The following is a 21,372-nucleotide window of genomic DNA, read 5'->3' as shown; positions in this document are numbered from 1 at the left end:
GAACCGATCAAGCCGGACGAAGGACGCCAAGGCTAGATCTGGCGCTTTTCCAGCTTGCGGGCGAGCGTCCGGCGATGAAGGCCGAGGCGGCGCGCGGCCTCGGATATGTTGAATTCGCATTCCACCAGAGTGCGGTGGATATACTCCCACTCCAGCGTCTTGATCGAACTGCGCCGCCCGTCGACCGGGACGCTGGCGTCGCCCTCGATGCTGGTGAAGGCGGCCTCGATATCGTCGGTATTCGAGGGCTTGGCGAGATAGTGCGAGGCGCCGAGCTTGATCGCCTCCACCGCAGTGGCGATCGAGGCGTAGCCGGTCAGCACGACGATCCGCGTCTCGGGAGAACGGGCGTGAAGCGACTGCACGACCGCCAGCCCCGAGGACGCGCCGAGCTTGAGATCGACCACAGCATAGTCGAACACTTCGTCCTCGCTCAGCGTCTCGGCCTCGTCCGGGCTGCCGGCCGAGCTGACGCGATAACCGCGCCGTTCGAAGGAGCGGCGCAGGGTGCGTGCGAAAGTGGGATCATCCTCGACGATCAGCAGGCTCGCGCCATCGGGATCGATCATTGCTGCTTCTGTCATGGCGCCCCGGCTGTGTCCTCGCCCTTCCTGGGCTCGTAGGCCAGTGTAGCAAGGGGAATGGCAAGTTGCACCCTTGCGCCGCCATCGGGCAGATTGTCGACCGCGACCTTGCCGCCCAGCTTGCGGATCACGTTGACGACAAGGAACAGCCCCAGCCCGCCGCCGTCGCGTCCCTTGGTCGAAGCATAAGGCTGGCCGACACGGGGCAGCATGTCCGCCGCGAAGCCGGGGCCCCGGTCGCTCACGGTCAGCACCAGCCCGCCGTGCTCCACCCAGGCCTCGATCACCACGAGGTCGGGCGAAACTTCGACGGCATTGTCGATCACGTTGCCGATCACCTGCCTGAGGCCGGGATCGGAGACGATCGGGCGATCCTCGGCTATGCGGTCGATGAAGCGCAGCTCGCCGGGCATGCGCGCGCGCCATTCCTCGAGGATTTCGCCGATGAACCCGCGCATGGTCGTCACCGCCGGCGCCACCCCCCGGATTTCCCCGGCCGACATCAGGATGCCGCTGACGATGTTCTTGCACCGCGCCAGTTCGCGGCGCACGTCGGCAAGGTCCGCCGCGAGGTCGGGATCGTCGGCGATGCCAGGCTGGTGGCTCCAGTCCCCCAGGATCACCGAGATCGAGGACAGCGGCGTGCCAAGCTCATGCGCCGCGCCGGAAGCGAGCAGGCCCATGCGGATGATGTGATCCTCCTCCACCGCCTGCTGGCGCAGTGCCGCCAGCTTGGCGTCGCTCTCGCGCCGGGTGAAGTCGAGCCGCGCCACGAAGACGATCAGCAGCACCGCTGCCAGCACGAAGCAGAACAGGCTGCCGTAGATATAGAGCTCGAAGGGATGCTCGGCATAGCGGGCGGGCAATTGCAGCGGAACGTAGAAGAACGTCAGCAGCAACATGCAGAGGCAGGCGTTGATCGCGACCAGCGAACTCCATCCCAGGTCGAGGATCACCGCCGCGATCACGATCTGGAGCAGGAACAGGAAGGTGAAGGGATTGGTCGCGCCGCCGCTGTGGTAGAGCTGCCAGCACAGCGCGATCACGTCGACCATCAGCGCGGAGAACAACTCGCCCTGCGTGAAGTCCCGCGGCGGCAACCACGCTGGCCGATGCGAGATTGACGACGATCAGCAGGAGCGGCGCCAGCAGCAGCGGCGCCAGCTCCAGCCTGACCCCCAGTCCCTGCGAGACGATGACGATGGTGGCGAGCTGGCCGAACACCGCCGTCCAGCGCAACTGCGTCAGCAGCACGACATTGGCCCGGCTCGCCGATCCGCCGGGCACGCCGTGCGGCGCGAACAGGGCGATCAGCCGTTCCATCGTCTCCGGCGCCAGACAAAGAGCAGCGCCATGATCGACATCGCCGCCAGCGCGAACCAGGTGAGCGCATAGGTGAGGTGATTATCGGGGAACTGGATCTGGGTAAGGCCCGGCACCGGCGCGGCCGCCCCGGGCACCGGAGCGCCCTTCTCCATTTGCGCATCGACGAAGACCGGAACGACCGCCCCCACGCCGCGCGCCTGCGCCATGGCGCGGACATCGCGCGAATACCAGCGGTCGGCGCCGGGCTGATTGGACTGGAGCAGGCTGCCCCCCGCCTCGGTCGGGCGCAGCAGGCCGGTAACCTCGACCGGGCCGGACGGCGTGGTCGCCGCAGCTGCCTGCACCCTGGTTCCGGCGGGCAGGAAGCCGCGGTTGATCCACACCTGCCGCCCGTCGCCCAGTTGCAGCGGCGTCATCGTCCAGTAGCCGGTGCCGAGGCCGGTGGCCGCGCGGACCAGCACGGTGGCCTTGCCCTCGTAAGTGCCGGAGACGTGGACGCGCAGGTATTCGAGGTCCTTCGGCGCAATTGCCGCCAGCCTCGCCTCAGCCGGAAGCGGCACCGGCGCGGCATGGACGCGCGCGTCGACCCGGGCGATCAGCGCGTGCTTCCAGTGCATCCGCTGCACCTGCCACACGCCCAGCGCCACGAAGCCGCAGAGCGCCACCAGCAGAAACGCGGCGAGCCCCCAGGGCCGCCGCGCTTCCGTTTGATCCGTTTCTGTCCGCATGTGTTCGGTCAGTTTCGTCTCGTTCATCGAACCACGATCAGGGCAGCTGGCCCGCCTCGTGGCTCGTCATCGGCATCATGTTGTGGTTGAGGTGGTACATCACCCACAGCGAACCGGAAAGCGTGATCACGAGGATGACGATCGTGAAGATCAGCGCCATCACCGTCCAGCCGTTCTCCGACTTGGTGTTCATGTGCAGAAAGTAGATCATGTGGACCACGATCTGCACCGCCGCGAAGGCCATGATGACGAGCGCCGTCGTCGACTTGTCGGTGATCGCGCCGGTCATCACCAGCCAGAACGGAATGGCGGTGAGGACGACCGAGAGGATGAAGCCGATCACATAGTCGCGCAGCGAACCGTGGCTGCCGTGATCGTCCTCGAGGTGGTGATTGGGGTGGACGTGCTCGCTCATCACAGCATTCCCATGAGATAGACAAAGGTGAAGACGCCAATCCAGATCACGTCGAGGAAGTGCCAGAACAGCGAAAGGCACATCAGGCGACGCTTGTTGGCCGGGATCAGGCCCTTCTTGCCGATCTGGACGACCAGCGTGAACAGCCAGATCAGGCCGAACGTGACGTGCAGGCCGTGCGTGCCCACCAGCGAGAAGAACGCGGTGAGGAAGCCCGAGCGCATCGGGGTCGCACCCTCATGGATGAGGTTCGCGAATTCGTAGAGCTCGATCGAGAGGAACGCGGCGCCGAACACCGCGGTCACGAGCAGCCAGAGCTGCGTCGCGCCCTTCTTGTCCTTCTCCATGGCGAGCATGGCGAAGCCGTAAGTGATCGACGAGAACAGCAGCATCGCCGTGTTCACCGCCACCAGCGGCAGCTCGAAGAGATCCTTCGGACCCGGACCCGCCGCGAAGCTGCCGCCGAGAACGCCGTAAGCGGCGAACAGCATCGCGAAGATGAGGCAGTCGCTCATCAGGTACATCCAGAAGCCCAGCATGGTGCTGCCGCCTTCGGGATGGTCGTGCTCGTCCAGGTCGTAGAACGCGGCCTGGAGCTGGGGCTGGGTCAGCGTCTTGGTCATTTCAGCAGTGGCAGTCATCGATCAGGCTCCCGCTGCTGCAAGCTGGCGCGTACGCTCGGCCTCGGTCGCTTCGACCGTCTCGACCGGGATGTGATAGTCGCGCTTGTAGTTGAAGGTATGGAAGATGGCGTAGCCGAGGATTCCCGCGAAGGAGACGGCTGCCAGCCACCAGATGTACCAGATCATCGCGAAACCGAGGACCGTCGACAGGCCGGCGAGAACCAGGCCGGTACCCGTGCCCTTGGGCATGTGGATCGGACGGAAGCCGGTGGTCGGACGTTCCACGCCGCAGCGCTTCATGTCGTCCCATGCGTCGATGTCGTGGACGATCGGCGTGAAGGCGAAGTTGTACTCCGGCGGCGGCGACGAGGTCGACCATTCCAGGGTACGGCCGTTCCACGGATCGCCGGTTTCGTCGGTCAGTTCCTCGCGCTTCCAGATCGACACCGCGAACTGGAGAAGCATGGCGCCGATGCCGCCCGCGATCATCACGGCGCCGAAGGCGGCCACGATGAAGAAGGGCTGGAGCGACGGATCGTCGAACACGCGCATGCGGCGGGTCACGCCCATCAGGCCCAGGATGTAGAGCGGCATGAAGGCGAACCAGAAGCCCGGAACCCACAGCCAGAAGCTGACCTTGCCCCAGAACTGGTTGAGCTTGAAGCCGAAGGCCTTGGGCCACCAGAAGTTGATCGCCGCGAAGATGCCGAACAGCACGCCGCCGATGATGACGTTGTGGAAGTGGGCGATCAGGAACAGCGAGTTGTGCAGGACGAAGTCGGCAGGCGGCACCGCAAGCAGCACGCCGGTCATGCCGCCGATGGTGAAGGTCAGCATGAAGGCGACCGTCCACATCATCGGCAGTTCGAACCGGATGCGGCCACGATACATCGTGAACAGCCAGTTGAAGAGCTTCGCGCCGGTCGGGATCGAGATCACCATGGTGGTGATGCCGAAGAACGAGTTGACGCTCGCGCCCGAACCCATGGTGAAGAAGTGGTGCAGCCAGACGAGGTACGAGAGGATGGTGATGACCAGCGTCGCGTAGACCATCGACGAATAGCCGAACAGGCGCTTGCCGCAGAACGTGGCGGTGACTTCGGAGAAGACGCCGAACAGCGGCAGGATGAGGATGTAGACTTCGGGGTGGCCCCAGATCCAGATCAGGTTCACGTACATCATCGGCGAGCCGCCGAAGTCGTTGGTGAAGAAGTTGAAGCCGAGATAGCGGTCAACCGTCAGCATCGTCATCACGGCCGTCAGCACCGGGAAGGCGGCGACGATCAGGATGTTGGTGCAGAGCGAGGTCCAGGTGAAGATCGGCATGCGCATCATGGTCATGCCCGGCGCGCGCATCTTCACGATGGTCGCGATCAGGTTGACGCCCGATAGCAATGTCCCGACACCCGCGATCTGCAAGGCCCAGATGTAGTAGTCGACGCCGACCCACGGGCTGTACGCCAGGTTCGACAGCGGCGGATAGGCCAGCCAGCCGGTCTGCGCGAACTCGCCGATAAACAGCGAGGCCATGACCAGCACCGCGCCCGCGGTCGTCATCCAGAAGCTGAAGTTGTTCAGGAACGGGAAGCTGACGTCGCGTGCGCCGATCTGCAGCGGCACGATGTAGTTCATCAGGCCGGTGACGAAGGGCATCGCCACGAAGAAGATCATGATCACGCCGTGGGCGGTGAAGATCTGGTCGTAGTGGTGGGCGTTGAGGTAGCCCTCGTTGCCGTTGAAGGCGATCGACTGCTGGATGCGCATCATCACTGCGTCGGCGAAGCCGCGCAGGAACATGATGAGGCCCAGCACCATGTACATGATGCCGATCTTCTTGTGGTCAACGCTGGTGAACCACTCCTTCCAGAGATAGCCCCAGAGCTTGAAATAGGTCAGCCCCGCCACCAGCGCCGCGCCGCCGAGGGCGACGACGACGAACGTGGCGAGCACGATCGGTTCCTGTGGCATGGCGTCCCACCACAGGCGGCCCAATAGTGGGCTCCAGTGCGAATGGTCTACAGCTTCCATTGTTCTGTCAGTTCCGGGAAATCTGGGAGGAGTGCGCGTCGCCCATGGCAACGGGCTCGGTCTTCTTGGGCTCCGCGGCCTTGGGCTCGGCAAGAGCCTGCTCGCTCTTGCCGAACAGCGGCAGCGATTGCGGAGCCTTCATGCCGGCGCCGGTCAGCGAACGCAGGCTGTCGGGCGCCTTGACCGTATGGTCGGGCGCGGCGCCGGGCATCTGGCGGCAAAGCGCGCGGACCCAGGCCAGCTCGCGCTGGATGGCGGCCGAAGGATTGGCGTTGGCGGAAGCAGCGGCTTCGCGGCCGCGCTTGTCGTAAGTCAGCATCTCGACGTTGCGGATGCCGGCCTTGCCGAGACCGCCGCGCGCATCGAGCGCCATCATTTCGCTCATGCACATCTTGCCCGGCTCGACGCACATGTCGACGATGGCGTCATAGAGGTCGGGCGAGACCGAGGCGTAGCGGATGACCGGAACCTTCTCGCTCGGCTTTTCGAGCTGGAGGTAGGCAGTGCGGTCAAGCGTGCCGCCGGCAGTACCGCCGTTGGCCGATTCGCCGCCGGCCTTCACGCCCTGCGCCCACTTCGCGAAGTCCGCATCGGAAACCGCGTGCGTGGCGAAACGCATGTTGGAGAAGCCCGCGCCCGAATAGTTGGCGGAGAAGCCGACCGTCTCGATCGGCTTGTTGATCACGGCGTGCAGGCGCGTTTCCATGCCCGGCATCGCGTAGATCTGGCCGGCCATGGCGGGCACGTAGAAGGAGTTCATCACGCTCGACGAGGTGATCTTGAACTGCAGCGGACGGCCGGTCGGGACGACCAGCTCGTTGACCGTGGCCACGCCCTGCTCGGGGTAGATGAACAGCCACTTCCAGTCGAGCGCGACGACTTCGACTTCCAGCGGCTTGGCATTGGCGGCGACCGGGGTGGTGGCGTCGATGCGGCCGATGGTGCGGTAGGGATCGAGAAGGTGCGTGGTAACCCAGGTCAGGGCACCCAGGCAGATGATGATAAGGAGCGGCGCGGTCCAGATCAGCAGTTCGAGCTGGGTCGAGTGATCCCAGTCCGGTTGATAGTCGGCCTCCTTGTTCGACGCGCGATAACGCCACGCGAACAGGACCGTCGCGATCATGACGGGGACGATGATCAGCAGCATCAGCAGCGTGGAGATGACCACAAGGTCCCCCTGCTGACGTGCGACATCGCCGGCCGGATCGAGCACGACGGTGTTACAAGCGGAAAGCGCGCCAGTCAGGGACAAGGCGGCAAGGACTTTGGCGAGCGCGGTCAGCTGCCGCGGCTTCGGTCTGGACTCGGGTGGGCGCATGGGTGGAGCCCCTAGGCCGATGCCGCGAGTGCGAACATAGGACATTTTGTCCAATCCCCTTGAAGCCGGACAATGACGATACGCCCCCCATTATGTAGCCGGGCGTTTCGCGCGCCCGCCTTGATTCGTCCACGCGCGGAAGGCTGTATCAGGACCGGCCGCTCGCGGACCCGAAACGAAGGCCGCAGAATCGAAATGACCAGCACTCCCCAATCCGGCGAAGCCTTGGGCCAGTCCCGCGAAGCCTTGGGCCTGCCGACTTTCAAGGAGCACCATCAGCCCTCGCCCGGCGAGATCGCGATCGGTGTCATCATCGGGCGAACCTCGGAGTTCTTCGACTTCTTCGTCTATGCCATCGCTTCGGTGCTGGTCTTCCCGAAGCTGTTCTTCCCCTTCGTCGATGCGCTGACCGGCACGATCTACTCCTTCGCGATCTTCGCGCTGGCGTTCGTCGCCCGCCCCTTCGGCAGCCTCGTGTTCATGGCGATCGACCGCGCCTACGGCCGCGGCACCAAGCTGACGATCGCGTTGTTCATGCTCGGCGGGTCGACCGCGGCGATCGCGTTCCTGCCTTCCTACCAGACGGCAGGCAGCACCGCGATCACCCTGCTCTGCCTGTTCCGGCTCGGCCAGGGCTTCGCCCTCGGCGGCACCTGGGACGGCCTTGCCTCGCTGCTCGCGCTCAACGCGCCTGAAGGCAAGCGCGGCTGGTATGCGATGATCCCGCAGCTCGGCGCGCCGTTCGGCCTGATCGTGGCCAGCGCCCTGTTCGCCTTCATGATCGCCACCCTCCCCGCCGAGGACTTCCTCGACTGGGGCTGGCGCTATCCCTTCTTCGTGGCCTTCGCGATCAACGTCGTGGCGCTCTTCGCGCGCCTTCGCATCGTCGTCACGGACGAGTTCGAAAACCTCTTCGTCAGCCGCGACCTGCAGCCCGCCGCCGTGTCCAGCACGATCAGCCGCGAATGGCGCACGATCGTGATCGGTGCCTTCGCACCGCTCGCCAGCTTCGCGATGTTCCACATGGTGACCGTGTTCCCGCTCTCGTGGGTGTTCCTGTTCACCGCCGATTCGCCGATCGGCTTCCTGCTGATCGAGGCGCTGGCCGCTGCCTTCGGCGTCGTCGCCGTGATCGCCTCGGGCCGCATCGCCGACCGCTTCGGCCGTCGTAACCTGCTCGGCACCTGCGCCGTGGGCATCGCGATCTTCTCGGGCTTCGCGCCGCAGCTGCTCGATGCCGGCCCGGCCGGCGAGATCGCCTTCATGATCATCGGCTTCGTGCTGCTCGGCCTCGCGTTCGGCCAGTCCTCGGGCGTCGTCGCCTCGGGCTTCTCGAGCGAACACCGCTATACCGGCTCGGCGCTCACGAGCGATCTTGCCTGGCTGTTCGGTGCCGGCTTCGCCCCGCTGGCGGCACTGCTGCTGTCCAGCAACTGGGGCCTGATCGCCTCGGGCGGCTACCTGCTCTCGGGCGCGATCGCCACGCTGGCGGCGCTCTGGCTCAACAAGGAGCTGGCCAGCCGCAACTAACGGCAAGCCGTCGCTTCGGAATTCGGGAAAGGGGGTGCTTCGGCGCCCCTTTTTCTTTGCGCCACGGATCAATCGTCCGTGCGATCCATTTTCGCAAAACTCGAAATAGAAGGCGTATTTCAACAACTTACCCGATGTTTGAGCGAGTGTTCAAATAACGCCATGCCGTAGTTTGGCAGAAATGAAGCCATTTCATTTGACAGAATCGGGGGTCAGAACGCACCCAAACTCCCAATCGAAAAGCAAAATATCCGGAGGGAGAGTAAATGCGTTCTTTCAAGCAGCTTCTGCTGTGCTCGGCAGGCTTGGCCAGTCTTGGCAGTCCCGCGTTCGCGCAGGAGCAGCCGGATGATTCCACGCACGTCAACGAAGCGAACGTCATCATCGTCCAGGCCCGCCGCCGCGACGAAGACGTGCAGGACGTTCCCGCCGTCATCGACACCGTCACCGCGGACGACATCTCCAAGCTGAACCTGCGCGACTTCCGCGAGGTTTCCACGCTCACCCCCGGTCTCCAGCTCGATACCAACGCCAACGGCATCGGCGGCAACGCCAAGATGCGCGGCGTCAACTTCGACGTGAACGCCAGCGGCAACAACCCGACCGTCGAATTCTACATGAACGACGCGCCGATCACCGCCGGCGTCGTGCTCCAGCAGATGTACGACATCGGCCAGATCGAAGTGCAGCGCGGGCCCCAGGGCACCCTGCGCGGCCGTGCATCGCCGTCCGGGTCGATCACCGTCACCACCAAGAAGCCGGACCTCTATTCGTGGGGCGGCGTGGTGGACATGACCGCCAACGACATCGGCACCATGAACTTCAAGGGCGCGCTCAACATCCCGGTGATCGAAGGCATCGCCGCGATCCGCGCCGCCGGCGTCTGGGACGAGAACGAGGTGGACCGCGTCCACTCGATCTACAGCAACCGCGATCCCTTCGCCCGCACCAAGAGCGGCCGTATCTCCGCCCTCGTTACGCCGACCGACTGGCTGCGCTTCGAAGGCATGTACCAGCGCCTTGATCGCAACCAGCGCAGCTACGACCAGATCGCCTCGTTCTCCGAGGTCAATCCCGATGCGATCGAGAGCCCGGTCTACATCTCCTCGAAGGATCGCCTCTCCAACTACGAGAGCCCGCGCCTCGTCAGCCAGGTGTTCGACGTCTACAACTGGCGCGCGGAAGCCAGCGGCTTCGGCCAGCGCCTGATCTACCAGGGCCAGTACTACACCCAGAAGATCCACTCGACCGAGAACTTCGACCGCGGCAACCTCTTCGAAGGTGACGTGAACCAGTTCACCGACACCCGCTCCACCTCGAAGTCGCATGAAATCCGCCTGCAGAACGAAGAACGCCTGTTCGACATGGTCGATTACGTGGTGGGCTTCTTCGACAGCCGCAACAAGCCGCACACCGATCTCACCAACCCGACCATCGTGGCCCTGCCGGAAGTGTTCGGAGGCGGTATCGCACAGCTGGTCCAGACCCCGATCACCAGCCAGGGCAAGACGCACGAACAGTCGTTCTTCGGCAACCTGACCGTGCACATCGGCGATGCCACCGAAGTCTCGGGCGGCCTGCGCCGGATCGACTACAAGGACGAAAGCCAGCTCATCGTCAACGGCATGACGATCTCGAACAACGTGCAGTCGGCCAAGAAGTGGATCTACAACGGCTCGCTCAAGCACAACTTCACGCCGGACCTGATGGTCTACGTGGGGACCGGCAGTTCGTGGCGCCCCGGCATCAATGTCGTCGGCGATTTCAACATCGCGCAGTCCGACCTCGAAAAGTCGTTCCTCCACCTGCCGGCGGAAACCTCGAAGTCGTATGAAATCGGCATGAAGTCCACGCTGCTCGACGGCCGCATGCGCTTCAACCTCACTGCCTATCACCAGAAGTTCAAGAACTACCCCTACCGCGTGCCGGGATCGGGCGTGTTCTTCGTCAATACCGTTGCCCTGCGCGATTCGGCCGGCAATGTCACCGGCACCGCCCAGCAGGTCAGCAACTTCAACTTCGCCGGCGCCGTGCCGGTGGAAGTCAACGGCATCGAAGGCGATGTCTCGTTCGACGTCATGCAGGGCTGGACCCTCGGCGCGTCGGCCAGCTACTCGATGGGCAAGATCAAGGGCGGCACCGTCCCCTGCAACGATCTCAACGGCGACGGCGTGCCGGACGCAACGACCAGCGCGCCCTCGCTCGACGACCTGATCGGCGCCGTCGGTTCGAACAACATCGCCGCCTGCCAGGTCTCGCAGCGTTCCTCGTTCATGGCGCCCTTCTCGGCCACCGCGCAGAGCGAATACGCGTTCCCCGCCTTCAGCGGGACCGACGCCTACCTGCGCGGCATCGCGACCTATACCGGCAAGTCGAAGGGCGATCCGGGCAATGCCTGGGACAACGTCGGGGCCTATGCCCTGGTCAACCTCTTCGCTGGCCTGCGCGCGGATGACGGCGCCTGGGAAGTGGGCCTCTATGCCAAGAACGTCTTCGACACGACGAAGACCCTGACCCGTACCAACCCGCTGTTCACCTCGTACCAGCAGCTTGGCTTCGCCGGACAGTTCGATCCCACCACCGGCCGCCCGATCTTCACCGGACCGACCGCCGCCACGGGCACGAGCACGTACACCGGCGTGACCACCACCGCCCCGCGCGAGTTCGGCATCAACGTGCGCTACGCTTTCGGCTCGCGCTGATCGCATAGGCCGGATGAAAAAAAGGGGGCGGCAAGGTCACACCTTGCCGCCCCCTTTTCCGTTTGCCTTGCCGGCGCGTCAGGTCTGCTGCCAGCTACCGCCAAGCGCCCGGAACAGATCGACCTGCGCGAAAGCCACCGCACGGGTCGCCGCCGCAAAGTCCGCTTCGGACTGTGCAAGGGTACGCTGGGCATCGAGCACGTCGAGCGAATCGATCTGCCCCCTGCTCTCACGCGCCAGGCTGACATTGGCCGCGCGCTCCGCCGCATCGCGGGCGGAAGCGAGGCGCTCCTTGCGCAACAAGGCATTGCGATAGGCCGAAAGCGCGGTCTCGGTCTCTTCCAGCGCCCGCAGCACGGTGCCGTCGAACGTGGCGAGATCGGCCTTGGCATCGGCCTTCGCCCCGCCGATCCGTGCCCGGATCGCTTCCTGGTTGGGGAATGCCCAGGAAATCATCGGCCCGAGCAGCCAGCGCAGCGGGCCGCCGCCGAACACGTCGGTCGCGCCGACCGCAGTAGTGCCGATCGAACCGCCCAGCGTGATCTTCGGATAGAGATCCGCCGTCGCCACGCCAACGCGCGCGGTATCGGCGGCAAGACGGCGTTCCGCCGCCTTCACGTCGGGACGGCGCGCCAGCAGGGTCGCCCCGTCGCCAACCGGAATCGCACGGCTGACGTCAGGAGTCGTCGTGCGGGTCCGCGCCGCTTCCGGCAGGTCCTGCGGCGTCCGCCCGGTCAGCGTCGCGAGACGGAACAGCGCCGCGTCGCGGGCTGCCTGAAGGTTCGGGATCATGGCCGCCTGCTGCTCGCGCAGCTGGGTTACGCGGATCACGTCGAGCTTCTGGTTGAGCCCCCGCTCGAAACGGGCATTGGTGATCCGCGCCGAACGGTCGAGCAGGTCGACCGTGCGCTGGGCGACGCCGAGCTGGTCGGCGGCGCTGGTGGCATCGACATAGGCCCGCACGGTGTCGGCCACGACCGTCACCCGCACCGCGTCGGCATCCTCCTGCGCGGCGGCGAGATCGGCGCGAGAAGCCTCGATCCCGCGTGAAACGCGGCCGAACAGGTCCAGTTCGTAGCCCACCGAGAACTCGCCATCGACGCGGCGGCCTTCACGGTCGTAGCCCGGCAGGACCTGGCTTTCCGAAACCCGGCCATAAGTGCCGCTGGCATCGATGTTCGTCTGCGGCAGGCGGTCGGAACGCGATCCGCGCAGGCTGGCCCGCGCCTTCTCGATCCGGGCCACGGCCACGCGCACGTCGTGTTGGCGGCGAGCGCATCGGCAACCAGACCGTCAAGCACCGGGTCGTTGTAGAGCCGCCACCAGCTGTCGTCGGGCGCGGCGGTGGTGACTTCGGCAGTCTGGACGCCCACGAAGGGCGCCGCTGCCGCGACCGGCGGCGTCGGCGCGACATAGTCGGGTCCGACGGCGCAGGCCGAGAGGGCGGTCGCGGCGAGAAGTCCCGCAACCAGGTTCTTGATATTCATGGACATCATCCGTCCTTTCATTCCGCCGGAACCACCGCGTGGCTCTGGTGATGCGGCGCTGCCGGGTTCCGGCGAAGCGCCGCTGCGAGCTTGCGGCAGACGACGTAGAAGGTGGGCGTGAACAGCAGGCCGAAGCCGGTTACGCCGGTCATCCCGAAGAACACCGCCGTGCCCAGCGCCTGCCGAAGCTCGGCGCCTGCCCCATCGGCGATCACCAGCGGCACCGTGCCGAGGATGAAGGCCAGCGAGGTCATGAGGATCGGGCGCAGGCGGGTGCGGGCCGCATAGACGGCTGCCTCCACCGGCGAATAGCCCCGTTCCTCTTCCGCCTGCTTGGCGAATTCGACCACGAGGATCGCGTTCTTGGCGGCAAGGGCAATCAACACGACCAGACCGATCTGGGTGAGGATATTGTTGTCCATCCCCCTGAGGTTCACGCCGGTCATCGCGGCGAAGAGGCACATCGGCACGATCAGGATGATCGCCAGCGGCAGGGTCAGGCTTTCGTACTGGGCGGCGAGCACCAGGAAGACGAACAGCACCGCCATGCCGAAGACGATTCCGGCGGTATTGCCCGCAGTGGCCTGCTGATAGGCGATGCCGGTCCACTCGGTGTCATAGCCGGTGGGCAGGGTTTCGCCCGCGATCTGCTCCATCGTCGCCAGCGACTGGCCCGAGGAATAGCCCTTGCCGTAGCTGCCGTCGATTTCCACCGCCGGGTGCAGGTTGTAGCGCACCACGCGGTAGGGGCCGGTCTGGTCCTTGAACGTCGCAACCGAGCCGACCGGAACCATCGCGCCCGATTCCGAGCGGGTCTGGAGGTTGGCGATATCCGCGGTGGAACCGCGATAGGCCGCGTCAGCCTGCGCGGTGACGCGATAGGTGCGTCCCAGCAGGTTGAAGTCGTTGATATAGGCCGAACCGAGGTAGACCTGCATGGCCTCGAAGATCTTGGCCGGAGAAACGCCCAGCATGTCCGCCTTGCGGCGGTCGACGTCGGCATAGACGCGCGGGGTGTTCATGGTGAAGAGGGTGTAGACCTGGCTCAGTTCGGGGGCCTGGTTGGCCTTGGCGATCAGCGCGCCGGCAGCCTTCTGCAGCTCGGCCAGACCGCGCCCTTCCTTGTCCTCCACGACCATGCGGTAGCCGCCCGGGGGGACGATGCCGTTGATGGTCGGCGGCGGGATCAGCAGGACCTGCGCCTTGTCGTAACCCTGCATCGCGGCCTGGGCCTGGGCCATGATCCCTTCATAGGTCACGCCCAGCTGTTTGCGCTCCGCGAAGCTCTTGAACGGGAAGTAGATGGCGGCGGCGTCAGGCGCGGCCGTCTGCGAGGGACCGTGGAAGCCGGCGAACATCACCGCGCCGCGCAGGCCCTTGATCGGCAGGATGCGCTTGGCGACTTCCTGCGTCACTTCGTCCGTACGCGTGAGCGAGGAGCCCGGCGGCAGGAAGATCGCGGCAAGGAAATAGCCCTGGTCCTGGTTCGGGATGAAGCCCGCAGGCGTCGCCCAGAACATGCCAACGGTGGCGGCGATGAGCGCGGCATAACCGGCCATCATCTTCACCGGGCGCTTGACCAGCGTGAGAGTGAGGCGGGCATAGCCGTCGCTCATCCGGTCGAAGCCGCGGTTGAACCTGTCGGCGGCGCCTTGCAGCGTCCGCTTCCAGCGCGGGGCGCCCTCCGGCAGGGCATGGCGTTCGCGCAGCAGGATCGCGGCGAGCGCCGGAGACAGCGTGAGCGAGAGCACCAACGAGATCACCGTGGCGGTGGTGATGGTGACGGCGAACTGCTTGTAGAACTGGCCCGACATGCCGGTGATGAACAGCGTCGGCACGAAGACCGCGCAGAGCACCAGGACGATGGCGATCAGCGCGCCGGTCACTTCGTCCATCGAGCGGCGGGCGGCCTCCAGCGGAGACATGCCCTCCTCGATGTAGCGTTCCACGTTCTCGACCACGACGATCGCGTCATCGACGACGATGCCGATCGCGAGCACCAGCCCGAACAGCGAGAGGTTGTTGAGCGAATAGCCGACGGCCGCCAGCATGATCGCGGTACCGACCAGCGAGACCGGGATCGCGATGATCGGAATCACCGCCGCGCGCCAGTTCTGGAGGAACACCAGGATGACGAGGACGACGAGGATCACCGCCTCGAACAGGGTGTGGTACACCGCGTCGATCGACTGGCCGATGAACTCGGTGGGGTTGTAGATGACGGAATATTCGAGGCCCTTGGGGAAGGCCTTGGCAACGTCGTCCATCTCGGCACGCACGGCCTTGGCGGCATCGAGCGCGTTCGAGCCCGGGCGCTGGAGCACGGCGATCACGACCGTGGGCTTGCCCGACAGATAGGTGTTGGTGGTGTAGTCCTGCGCGCCCAGTTCGACACGCGCCACGTCGCGCACGCGGACCTGGCGGCCTTCGGCATCGGTGCGCACGACGATGTCGCCGAACTGCTCGGGCGTGGTCAGGCGGCCCTGCATCTCGACGCCGACCTGATAGGCATTGCCCCGGTCATAAGGCGGCGCGCCGATCGCGCCCGAGGAGACCTGCACGTTCTGGGCCTTGAGCGCATCGACGATCTCGCCCGCGGTCAGGTTCATGGCGGCGGCCTTGGTGGGGTCGATCCAGATGCGCATGCCGTAGTCGCGCGAGCCGAACAGCTGCACGTCGCCCACGCCGTCAAGGCGCGAGAGCCGGTCCTTGACCTGCGTGAGGGCATAGTTCGACAGGTAGTCGCGGTTGAACGTGCCGTCGGGGGACTGCAGGTTCACCATCATCAGGAATTCCGGCGAGGTCTTGCGCGTCACCACGCCCATTGCGCGCACGGCGTCGGGAAGACGCGGTTCGGCAATGGCGACGCGGTTCTGCACCAGAACCTGCGCGGCATCGAGGTCGGTGCCGATCTTGAAGGTGACGGTGATCGTCACCTTGCCGTCACCGGTGGACTGCGATGACATGTAGAGCATGTCGTCGACGCCGTTGATTTCCTGCTCGATCGGAGCAGCCACGGTGTCGGCGACGGTTTCGGCGGAAGCGCCGGGATATTGGGCGGTCACCGTCACCGTCGGCGGGACGATGTCGGGATACTGGCTGACCGGCAGGCCGAAGAACGCAAGCGCACCCACCACGGTGAGGATCACCGCGATGACGCCTGCGAAGATCGGCCGGTCGATGAAGAACCGGGAAAATCGCATGGGAATATGCCCCTGTCACGGGGAGCGGTCACTCAGGTCGAGGACCGCTCCCCCGATGGGTGAATGTCAGTTGGCGAGCGTGGCCTGCGCGGCAATCGGCGCATTGGGGCCGGAGGCGACATTGGCCGCCTTGGGGTCCACCGCGATCTGGCCGCGGCGGGTATTGACCTTGGCGCCGGCAATGGCGGCCTGGTAGTTGGAGATGACCACGCGGTCCGCAGGCGCAAGGCCCGAGCGGATGACACGCAGCCCGTCCACCAGCGGGCCGAGTTCGACCGGCTTGGCCGCGACCACGCCGTCCTTGCCCACCGTCAGCACGACCTTGCGCGCCTGGTCGGACTGTATGGCGTCGTCAGGCACCAGCATGGCCTTGACCGTGCCGCCTTCCGCCAGACGCATGTTGCCGAACATGCCCGGCGTCAGGAACCCGTCGGAATTGTCGAGCACGGCACGCACGCGGATCGTGCCCGAGCGCGGGTCGAGGCCGTTGTCGGTGAAGTCCAGCTTGCCGTTCCAGCGGTACTGGGTCTCGTCCTGAAGGCGAACCTGCACGTCGGCGGCGCTCTTGTGCTCGGCCTTCTCGCGCTGGGTCTTGAGGAACAGCGCTTCGGAGGCATCGAACGTGAAGTAGATCGGGCTGACCGCGTTGATCGTGGTCAGCAGGGTGGCGCCGGTGCCGTTCTCGCCCGAGACGAGGTTGCCCACGTCCACCCGGCGGTCGGAAATGCGGCCCGAGATCGGCGCGCGCACGGTGGCGAATTCGACATCGAGCGAACGCTGGCGCACGCGGGCCTCGGCCCCCGCCAGCGCGGCGGTGGCGGCGCGGACCTTGGCGCGGAGCTGGTCGACCTCGCTGGCGGCCATGGCCTCGTCACCCTTGAGCCCGGCAACGCGGGCATAGTCCGACCTGGCGAGGACCAGAGCGCTCTGGGCGGAGGCGACTTCGGCCTGCGCCTCGGCCAGGGCGGCGCGGTAGGGGCGCGGGTCGACGGTGAACAGCGGCTGCCCTTCGCGGACGAAATCGCCGTCCTTGAAGAAGAGCTGCGTGATCGCGCCCGAGACGCGCGGACGCACTTCCACCGATTTGCTGGGTGCGAAGCGGCCGACATAGTCGTCCCATTCGGTCACGTCGCGGATCAGCGGGGTTGCGGCCTGAACGACGGCAGGCGCATCGGCGCCGCGTCGGCCTGCGTATGGCTGAAGGTCTTCCAGCCGATGCCGGCCACCGCGATCAGCGCGATGGCGGCAATGGCGACGTGTCGTCCGCGGCGAGGACGGGTAGCCTGGCTGCCATCGGGCAGTTCGGTCTCCGTCGCCGTCGCGGCGAGCGTTTCTGGAGATACGGGGAAATTCACGCGGCAAGCCTCCGGAACGGGGCGCGGGAGCGCCCGATAAAGTCGATGACGGCGCCGATCTTGGCCTCGCTGTGGCCGGCCACGCGGGCTTCCTTCATCACGGAAGCGGGCAGCGTGTAGCCATGGTGCCAGGCCTGCACGGCCAGGCGGCGCAGCGCCTCCAGTTGCTCGTTGGCGAGCATCGGGGACGGCGGCTGCGGGCCGAAGATCAGGCGGGCGAACCAGCCGCGCTTGCGCTGCGGCCGGAGCGTGGCGAGGCCATCCTCGCGCGCCAGCTCCACGATCCTGCGCTCGAAGCGCGAGAGGGGTTCGGAAACGGCGCCGAAAGGAGTCTCGGCAGGAATGGGGCGCCCGGAAAAGGCGGAAGTTGCGGGCAGCGCCTGGAGCGCCGCATCGGTAAAGTCGATGAAGGCCATGTTTCGTGCTCCCTGAAAGTGCCCGGCGCGCGCCCTCGGGACAGGAGGGGGAAAGGACGCGCGCCGGGGCGTTCCGGCGCAAGCGGCGTCGGAAAGTCTTCGGGCACAGGCGGACACCACACGAACATCCGATTTCCATCGAAGTCCTGCATGCCGACTGCACGGGTTCGTTTTTGTATGGAGCCACCTGCGGGGGGACAGGCAGCACCGAGGGCCGACCGGCATTCACCGGCCGCGGAAACTTGGCCCCCCGAACTCCCATCAAGCGGCGAGTCGGGTTACCTCGTTCTGTAACAAGCGGTATATATCGCGGTGCGGTATCTCGTCAAGCGACTTTCTGTACCGCTTGGTAAGATTTGTTCGAAAGCGCCCTTTTCAAGGGCCTGAACGCCAGTTGAATGAACTTTTTTAGGCGGCGCGAAGGTTTTGCGAGCCACCGTGCGCCGTAAAGGACCATTTTGCCGATCCGAAGGGAGAACCGAGTCGGAGCCCGGCTTTCCGGGAAGGTGGCGGGGACGCGTGCCCCGAGGCGTTTACCGCCCGGGCCACATCGTCAGGTAGGTATCGACCACGCCCTTCAGCTCCTGCGCGCAGGAGCCGCCCTGGGCCTTCACCGACATGCCCTGAAGCACCGTCGTCAGGCATTGCGCCAGGCAGCGGGGGTCGACGGTTTCGGGAAGGTCGCCCTCCTCCTTGCCGCGCGCGAACCGTTCGATCAGGGCGTCTTCGGTGGCGATCCGGCGTTCCGTCACGAAGTCGCGGATGGAGGGATCCTCCATCGTGCAGGTGACGGTGGACATCACGCCCAGGCACCCGTGTGGATCGCTGCCGCCGCAATGCGTGGTGATCGCGCCGTTCAGCAGCCTTTCGGCAACACCGCGCGCGGTGGTCGCTTCCAGTGCCTTGCCGACATAGGCCAGCTTGTCGCGCTCGTAGAGATCAAGCGCCTTCTTGAAGAGCGCTTCCTTGTTGCCGAAACAGGCATAGAGGCTGGGCTTGGTGATGCCCATGGCCTCGGTCAGTTCCGCCATTGACGCGCCTTCGTAGCCGCGCTGCCAGAACACCCGAAGCGCAGCCGTCAGGGCTTCTTCAGGGTCGAACTCGCGCGGGCGACCCCGAGTCGATGTGGGAGCTGAACATTTCATACCGGTCGGTATATAGGTAGCAGGCTGCTGTCCGTAAAGTGTCACGCTCGCTCACAGACCGAGCGTGACATGCAACGGCAAGGCGCCCTGTTCTCTAACCGACGCCCTGTTTACCGACGCCTTCTTAACCGACGAACGCGCGTTCGATGACGAAGTCGCCCGGCTTGGCGTTCGAACCCTCGGTGAAGCCCCAGGATTCGAGGTCGGCCGAGAAGTCCTTGATCATGTCCATCGAGCCGCAGAGCATCACGCGGTCGGTCTCGGGATTGAAGCGCGCATCGCCCTTCAGGCCTTCGAACAGGCGGCCGCTTTCCACCAGCGCGCCGATGCGGCCGGTGGTGTGGAACGGTTCGCGGGTGACGGTGGGCACGTAGGAAAGCTGCACCAGTGCCTGCTCGGCAACCAGCGGATCCTCGGCCAGCTGGCTTTCCAGTTCCTCGCGGTAGGCAAGGTCGCTGACGCGGCGGACGCAGTGGACCACCACGATCTCGTCATAGAGATCATAGACGTCCGGGTCGCGGATCAGCGACATGAACGGAGCAAGGCCCGTGCCGGTCGAAAGCATGAACAGGCGCTTACCCGGCAGCAGCGCGTCGGTGACGAGCGTGCCGGTGGGCTTGCGGCCGAGATAGATCTGGTCGCCCGGCTGGACGAGCTGGAGGCGCGAGGTCAGCGGGCGTCCGGCACCTTGATAGAGAGGAATTCGATTTCCTCGGCCCAGGAAGGGCTGGCGATTGAATAGGCGCGCAGCAGCGGGCGCTTCTCACCCTGGAGGCCCAGCATGACGAACTCACCCGAGCGGAAACGGAACGATGCCGGACGCGACATCGTGAAGCTGAACAGGTGCTCGTTCCAATGCCGGACAGTAAGAACTTCCTCAACCGTCAGGGCGGCAGTGGGTTCAAGAGTGGGCATCACGGCCTGACCGTCGCTCATCAATTCATTCCTCGGGTGGTAGAGTGGCAAAGCCCAGACAGGCGCGAGCCCGCAGAGTCAAGGCAGTTTTCGGTGCGTTTCGCGGAAACGGCAACGGCCCGCGTGCTTGCGTAGACCGCAAGGCCGGCTTCCCTCCGCGCAACCTGCACGCGGTGTCCGCGCATAGCAGACGCATTCGCAGGCGCAAGCGCCCGGTGCCGGGAGGTGCCGAAATGGTTCATGGGCCGGAGGTTCCGCCTAGTAGCCGTCCCGCGCCGCTATGCAACGCAATTGCATTTTCACGGCCGAAAGCCAGACTTGGCGCCAGCGCGGCCATCAGCCGTCGAGCCGGTAGGTCATCGGCACGAGGAACCCGCGCTGCGAGGAGGAAAGGCCGCGCGGCGGACGCGGATAAGGCACCGCCTCGCGAATCTGCTCCAGCGCCAGCGCGTCCAGCGCGGCATGGCCGCTGCTCCGGGCGAGTTCGGCGCGCTCCAGCCGTCCATGCTCGTCTATCAGAAGGCGAACCAGCGCGGTCCCTTCGCGGCCTTCGCGCGCGATGCGGCCGGGATAGCCCTTGTGGCGGCCGATCCACGTGAACACGCGGCGGGCATAAGTATCCTCGCCCCGGCTGCCGCCGGATGCCGTCGCGGCGGCCTGCGCACGGCCTGCCCCCTCGCCCGGACGCCGCGCCGCTAGCGGCGCCCCTCGCCCGAAGAGGCGGAAACCGGGGCGGCGGGCGGCATCGCCGGCGAAGCTGCCAGGGCCAACTGCGACAACCGGATCGCAGGCGCCGCCACCGGCTGGACGGTCACCACCTGCGGACGGGCAGGCGCGACTGCTGCCAGTTCGGCTTTCGGAGGAGGCGCCAGCGCCGGACGCGGCGGCTCGCTCTGCGCCTCTTCCTTGCGCGCGGTTTCCTTGCGGTCCTCGTCCCGGTGCGACAGGTCCACCGCGCGGAACGACACGATCCCCGCGCCGCGCCCCGGGGCACCCACGGGCTGGCTCGCCCCGAAAGCACTCCAGGCGAGCGCGAAGACCACCGCGTGGACGGCGCCGGTCATCGCCAGGGAAAGAGGTCTTGAGGAAATCATTGCGCGCCGCCTAACAGTACTGCTATCGACTCGCAATAGCATACTAAGGAGCCCCGATGATTTCGCGCCGGTTCGAACGGGTCGCCCTCTCCGTCAATGCGGCCTTCGCGCTGTTCTGCCTGGCCGGTGCGACCAACCTGCTCTGGCTGGCGGGCCATCGCGGCAACGCACCCGAACATGAGCTGGTCGCGGGCCTCGCGCTGCTGACGATGCTCTGGCTCGCCAATGCCGCGCGCCTTGTGTGCCCGCTGCGCCGCCGCGCGCTGCCGCAAGCGCTTCTGAACGGCGCCGCGCTGCTTCTCGGCGTGCTTGGACTGCTGCTCGGCTTCGCGGACCCGGTGGCCTGGCTGGCACCGATCGTGACCCTGCCGCCGGCCCTCACTTACCTTTGGACCAGGCACGCTAGGTCGTAAACTCATAAACGCACCATCGAGGCGCCCAAATGGCGAACAGCTCGGGCCGAAGCTGCCTTGGACGGGCAACCAGCCCGCCCGGCGGCAGCT

15 protein-coding genes and 3 pseudogenes are annotated in these 21,372 nt (G+C 65.8%); 3 read left to right on the top strand and 15 right to left on the bottom strand.

Features of this window, described 5'->3' with window-relative positions; translation table 11 throughout:
- Window positions 1–32 precede the first annotated feature (32 nt).
- The 7 genes from ADT71_RS21620 to cyoA all read right to left on the bottom strand — a co-directional run bounded on the left by ADT71_RS21620 (window position 33) and on the right by cyoA (window position 7,022).
- Window positions 33–584, bottom strand: a complete 552-nt coding sequence (locus ADT71_RS21620; protein ID WP_054440180.1) for a response regulator transcription factor — start codon at window positions 582–584, stop codon at window positions 33–35.
- On the bottom strand, window positions 581–1,684 hold the full coding sequence (locus tag ADT71_RS21615; RefSeq protein ID WP_369818320.1) for an ATP-binding protein: 1,104 nt from the start codon (window positions 1,682–1,684) through the stop codon (window positions 581–583). Before ADT71_RS21615 ends, ADT71_RS21620 begins: the two co-directional genes overlap by 4 nt.
- Before the next feature lie 210 nt (window positions 1,685–1,894).
- Window positions 1,895–2,665, bottom strand: a complete 771-nt coding sequence (locus ADT71_RS21610) for an SURF1 family protein (RefSeq protein ID WP_082370487.1) — start codon at window positions 2,663–2,665, stop codon at window positions 1,895–1,897.
- A gap of 10 nt (window positions 2,666–2,675) precedes the next feature.
- Window positions 2,676–3,053, bottom strand: coding sequence for a cytochrome o ubiquinol oxidase subunit IV (gene cyoD / locus ADT71_RS21605; RefSeq protein WP_054440178.1), 378 nt, complete (start codon window positions 3,051–3,053; stop codon window positions 2,676–2,678).
- On the bottom strand, window positions 3,053–3,676 hold the full coding sequence (cyoC, locus tag ADT71_RS21600; RefSeq protein ID WP_132469107.1) for a cytochrome o ubiquinol oxidase subunit III: 624 nt from the start codon (window positions 3,674–3,676) through the stop codon (window positions 3,053–3,055). The genes cyoD and cyoC overlap by 1 nt, the downstream gene beginning before the upstream one ends.
- Before the next feature lie 21 nt (window positions 3,677–3,697).
- Window positions 3,698–5,704, bottom strand: coding sequence for a cytochrome o ubiquinol oxidase subunit I (gene cyoB, locus ADT71_RS21595; protein ID WP_054440174.1), 2,007 nt, complete (start codon window positions 5,702–5,704; stop codon window positions 3,698–3,700).
- 7 nt (window positions 5,705–5,711) lie between these two features.
- On the bottom strand, window positions 5,712–7,022 hold the full coding sequence (gene cyoA, locus ADT71_RS21590) for a ubiquinol oxidase subunit II (protein ID WP_054440172.1): 1,311 nt from the start codon (window positions 7,020–7,022) through the stop codon (window positions 5,712–5,714).
- Between the two features lie 195 nt (window positions 7,023–7,217).
- On the opposite strand from cyoA, the gene ADT71_RS21585 reads away from it, so the two are divergent.
- Window positions 7,218–8,552, top strand: a complete 1,335-nt coding sequence (locus tag ADT71_RS21585; protein WP_054440171.1) for an MFS transporter — start codon at window positions 7,218–7,220, stop codon at window positions 8,550–8,552.
- A gap of 266 nt (window positions 8,553–8,818) precedes the next feature.
- On the top strand, window positions 8,819–11,254 hold the full coding sequence (locus ADT71_RS21580; protein ID WP_054440169.1) for a TonB-dependent receptor: 2,436 nt from the start codon (window positions 8,819–8,821) through the stop codon (window positions 11,252–11,254).
- Window positions 11,255–11,332: 78 nt separating this feature from the next.
- Here the strand turns inward: ADT71_RS21580 and ADT71_RS21575 are convergent.
- The 8 genes and pseudogenes from ADT71_RS21575 to ADT71_RS32335 form a co-directional block, all read right to left on the bottom strand.
- A pseudogene (locus ADT71_RS21575) lies at window positions 11,333–12,741 on the bottom strand (efflux transporter outer membrane subunit).
- 17 nt (window positions 12,742–12,758) lie between these two features.
- Window positions 12,759–15,944, bottom strand: coding sequence for an efflux RND transporter permease subunit (locus ADT71_RS21570; RefSeq protein WP_054440167.1), 3,186 nt, complete (start codon window positions 15,942–15,944; stop codon window positions 12,759–12,761).
- Between the two features lie 66 nt (window positions 15,945–16,010).
- Window positions 16,011–17,299, bottom strand: a pseudogene (locus tag ADT71_RS21565) (efflux RND transporter periplasmic adaptor subunit).
- Entirely contained in the window at window positions 17,296–17,715 is a 420-nt protein-coding gene (locus tag ADT71_RS21560) for a hypothetical protein (RefSeq protein WP_054440165.1), read from the bottom strand. Before ADT71_RS21560 ends, ADT71_RS21565 begins: the two are co-directional and overlap by 4 nt.
- A 533-nt stretch (window positions 17,716–18,248) precedes the next feature.
- Window positions 18,249–18,860, bottom strand: coding sequence for a TetR/AcrR family transcriptional regulator (locus ADT71_RS21555; protein ID WP_054440163.1), 612 nt, complete (start codon window positions 18,858–18,860; stop codon window positions 18,249–18,251).
- A gap of 124 nt (window positions 18,861–18,984) precedes the next feature.
- Window positions 18,985–19,796, bottom strand: a pseudogene (locus ADT71_RS21550) (ferredoxin--NADP reductase).
- A 315-nt stretch (window positions 19,797–20,111) separates the two neighbouring features.
- On the bottom strand, window positions 20,112–20,378 hold the full coding sequence (locus ADT71_RS32340; RefSeq protein WP_054440161.1) for an energy transducer TonB: 267 nt from the start codon (window positions 20,376–20,378) through the stop codon (window positions 20,112–20,114).
- A 92-nt stretch (window positions 20,379–20,470) separates the two neighbouring features.
- On the bottom strand, window positions 20,471–20,869 hold the full coding sequence (locus ADT71_RS32335) for a hypothetical protein (RefSeq protein WP_197283098.1): 399 nt from the start codon (window positions 20,867–20,869) through the stop codon (window positions 20,471–20,473).
- Window positions 20,870–20,925: 56 nt separating this feature from the next.
- Between ADT71_RS32335 and ADT71_RS21535 the strand changes: the two genes are divergently transcribed.
- On the top strand, window positions 20,926–21,282 hold the full coding sequence (locus ADT71_RS21535; protein WP_054440156.1) for a hypothetical protein: 357 nt from the start codon (window positions 20,926–20,928) through the stop codon (window positions 21,280–21,282).
- Window positions 21,283–21,372: the final 90 nt, after the last annotated feature.

Source organism: Novosphingobium sp. ST904 (genome assembly GCF_001298105.1).
Lineage (GTDB): Bacteria > Pseudomonadota > Alphaproteobacteria > Sphingomonadales > Sphingomonadaceae > Novosphingobium.
The sequence above is the reverse complement of the archived record's forward strand: the minus strand, read 5'-3'. Positions and strand labels throughout refer to the sequence as shown.

Coding starts and splice junctions, on each gene's coding strand:
- ADT71_RS32335 (WP_197283098.1), bottom strand. CDS start 20,869: ATGATTTCCTCAAGACCTCTTTCCCTGGCGATGACCGGCGCCGTCCAC.
- cyoC (WP_132469107.1), bottom strand. CDS start 3,676: ATGACCAAGACGCTGACCCAGCCCCAGCTCCAGGCCGCGTTCTACGAC.
- ADT71_RS21555 (WP_054440163.1), bottom strand. CDS start 18,860: ATGAAATGTTCAGCTCCCACATCGACTCGGGGTCGCCCGCGCGAGTTC.
- ADT71_RS21535 (WP_054440156.1), top strand. CDS start 20,926: ATGATTTCGCGCCGGTTCGAACGGGTCGCCCTCTCCGTCAATGCGGCC.
- ADT71_RS21585 (WP_054440171.1), top strand. CDS start 7,218: ATGACCAGCACTCCCCAATCCGGCGAAGCCTTGGGCCAGTCCCGCGAA.
- ADT71_RS21610 (WP_082370487.1), bottom strand. CDS start 2,665: ATGAACGAGACGAAACTGACCGAACACATGCGGACAGAAACGGATCAA.
- cyoD (WP_054440178.1), bottom strand. CDS start 3,053: ATGAGCGAGCACGTCCACCCCAATCACCACCTCGAGGACGATCACGGC.
- ADT71_RS21620 (WP_054440180.1), bottom strand. CDS start 584: ATGACAGAAGCAGCAATGATCGATCCCGATGGCGCGAGCCTGCTGATC.
- ADT71_RS21560 (WP_054440165.1), bottom strand. CDS start 17,715: ATGGCCTTCATCGACTTTACCGATGCGGCGCTCCAGGCGCTGCCCGCA.
- cyoA (WP_054440172.1), bottom strand. CDS start 7,022: ATGCGCCCACCCGAGTCCAGACCGAAGCCGCGGCAGCTGACCGCGCTC.
- ADT71_RS21570 (WP_054440167.1), bottom strand. CDS start 15,944: ATGCGATTTTCCCGGTTCTTCATCGACCGGCCGATCTTCGCAGGCGTC.
- ADT71_RS21580 (WP_054440169.1), top strand. CDS start 8,819: ATGCGTTCTTTCAAGCAGCTTCTGCTGTGCTCGGCAGGCTTGGCCAGT.
- cyoB (WP_054440174.1), bottom strand. CDS start 5,704: ATGGAAGCTGTAGACCATTCGCACTGGAGCCCACTATTGGGCCGCCTG.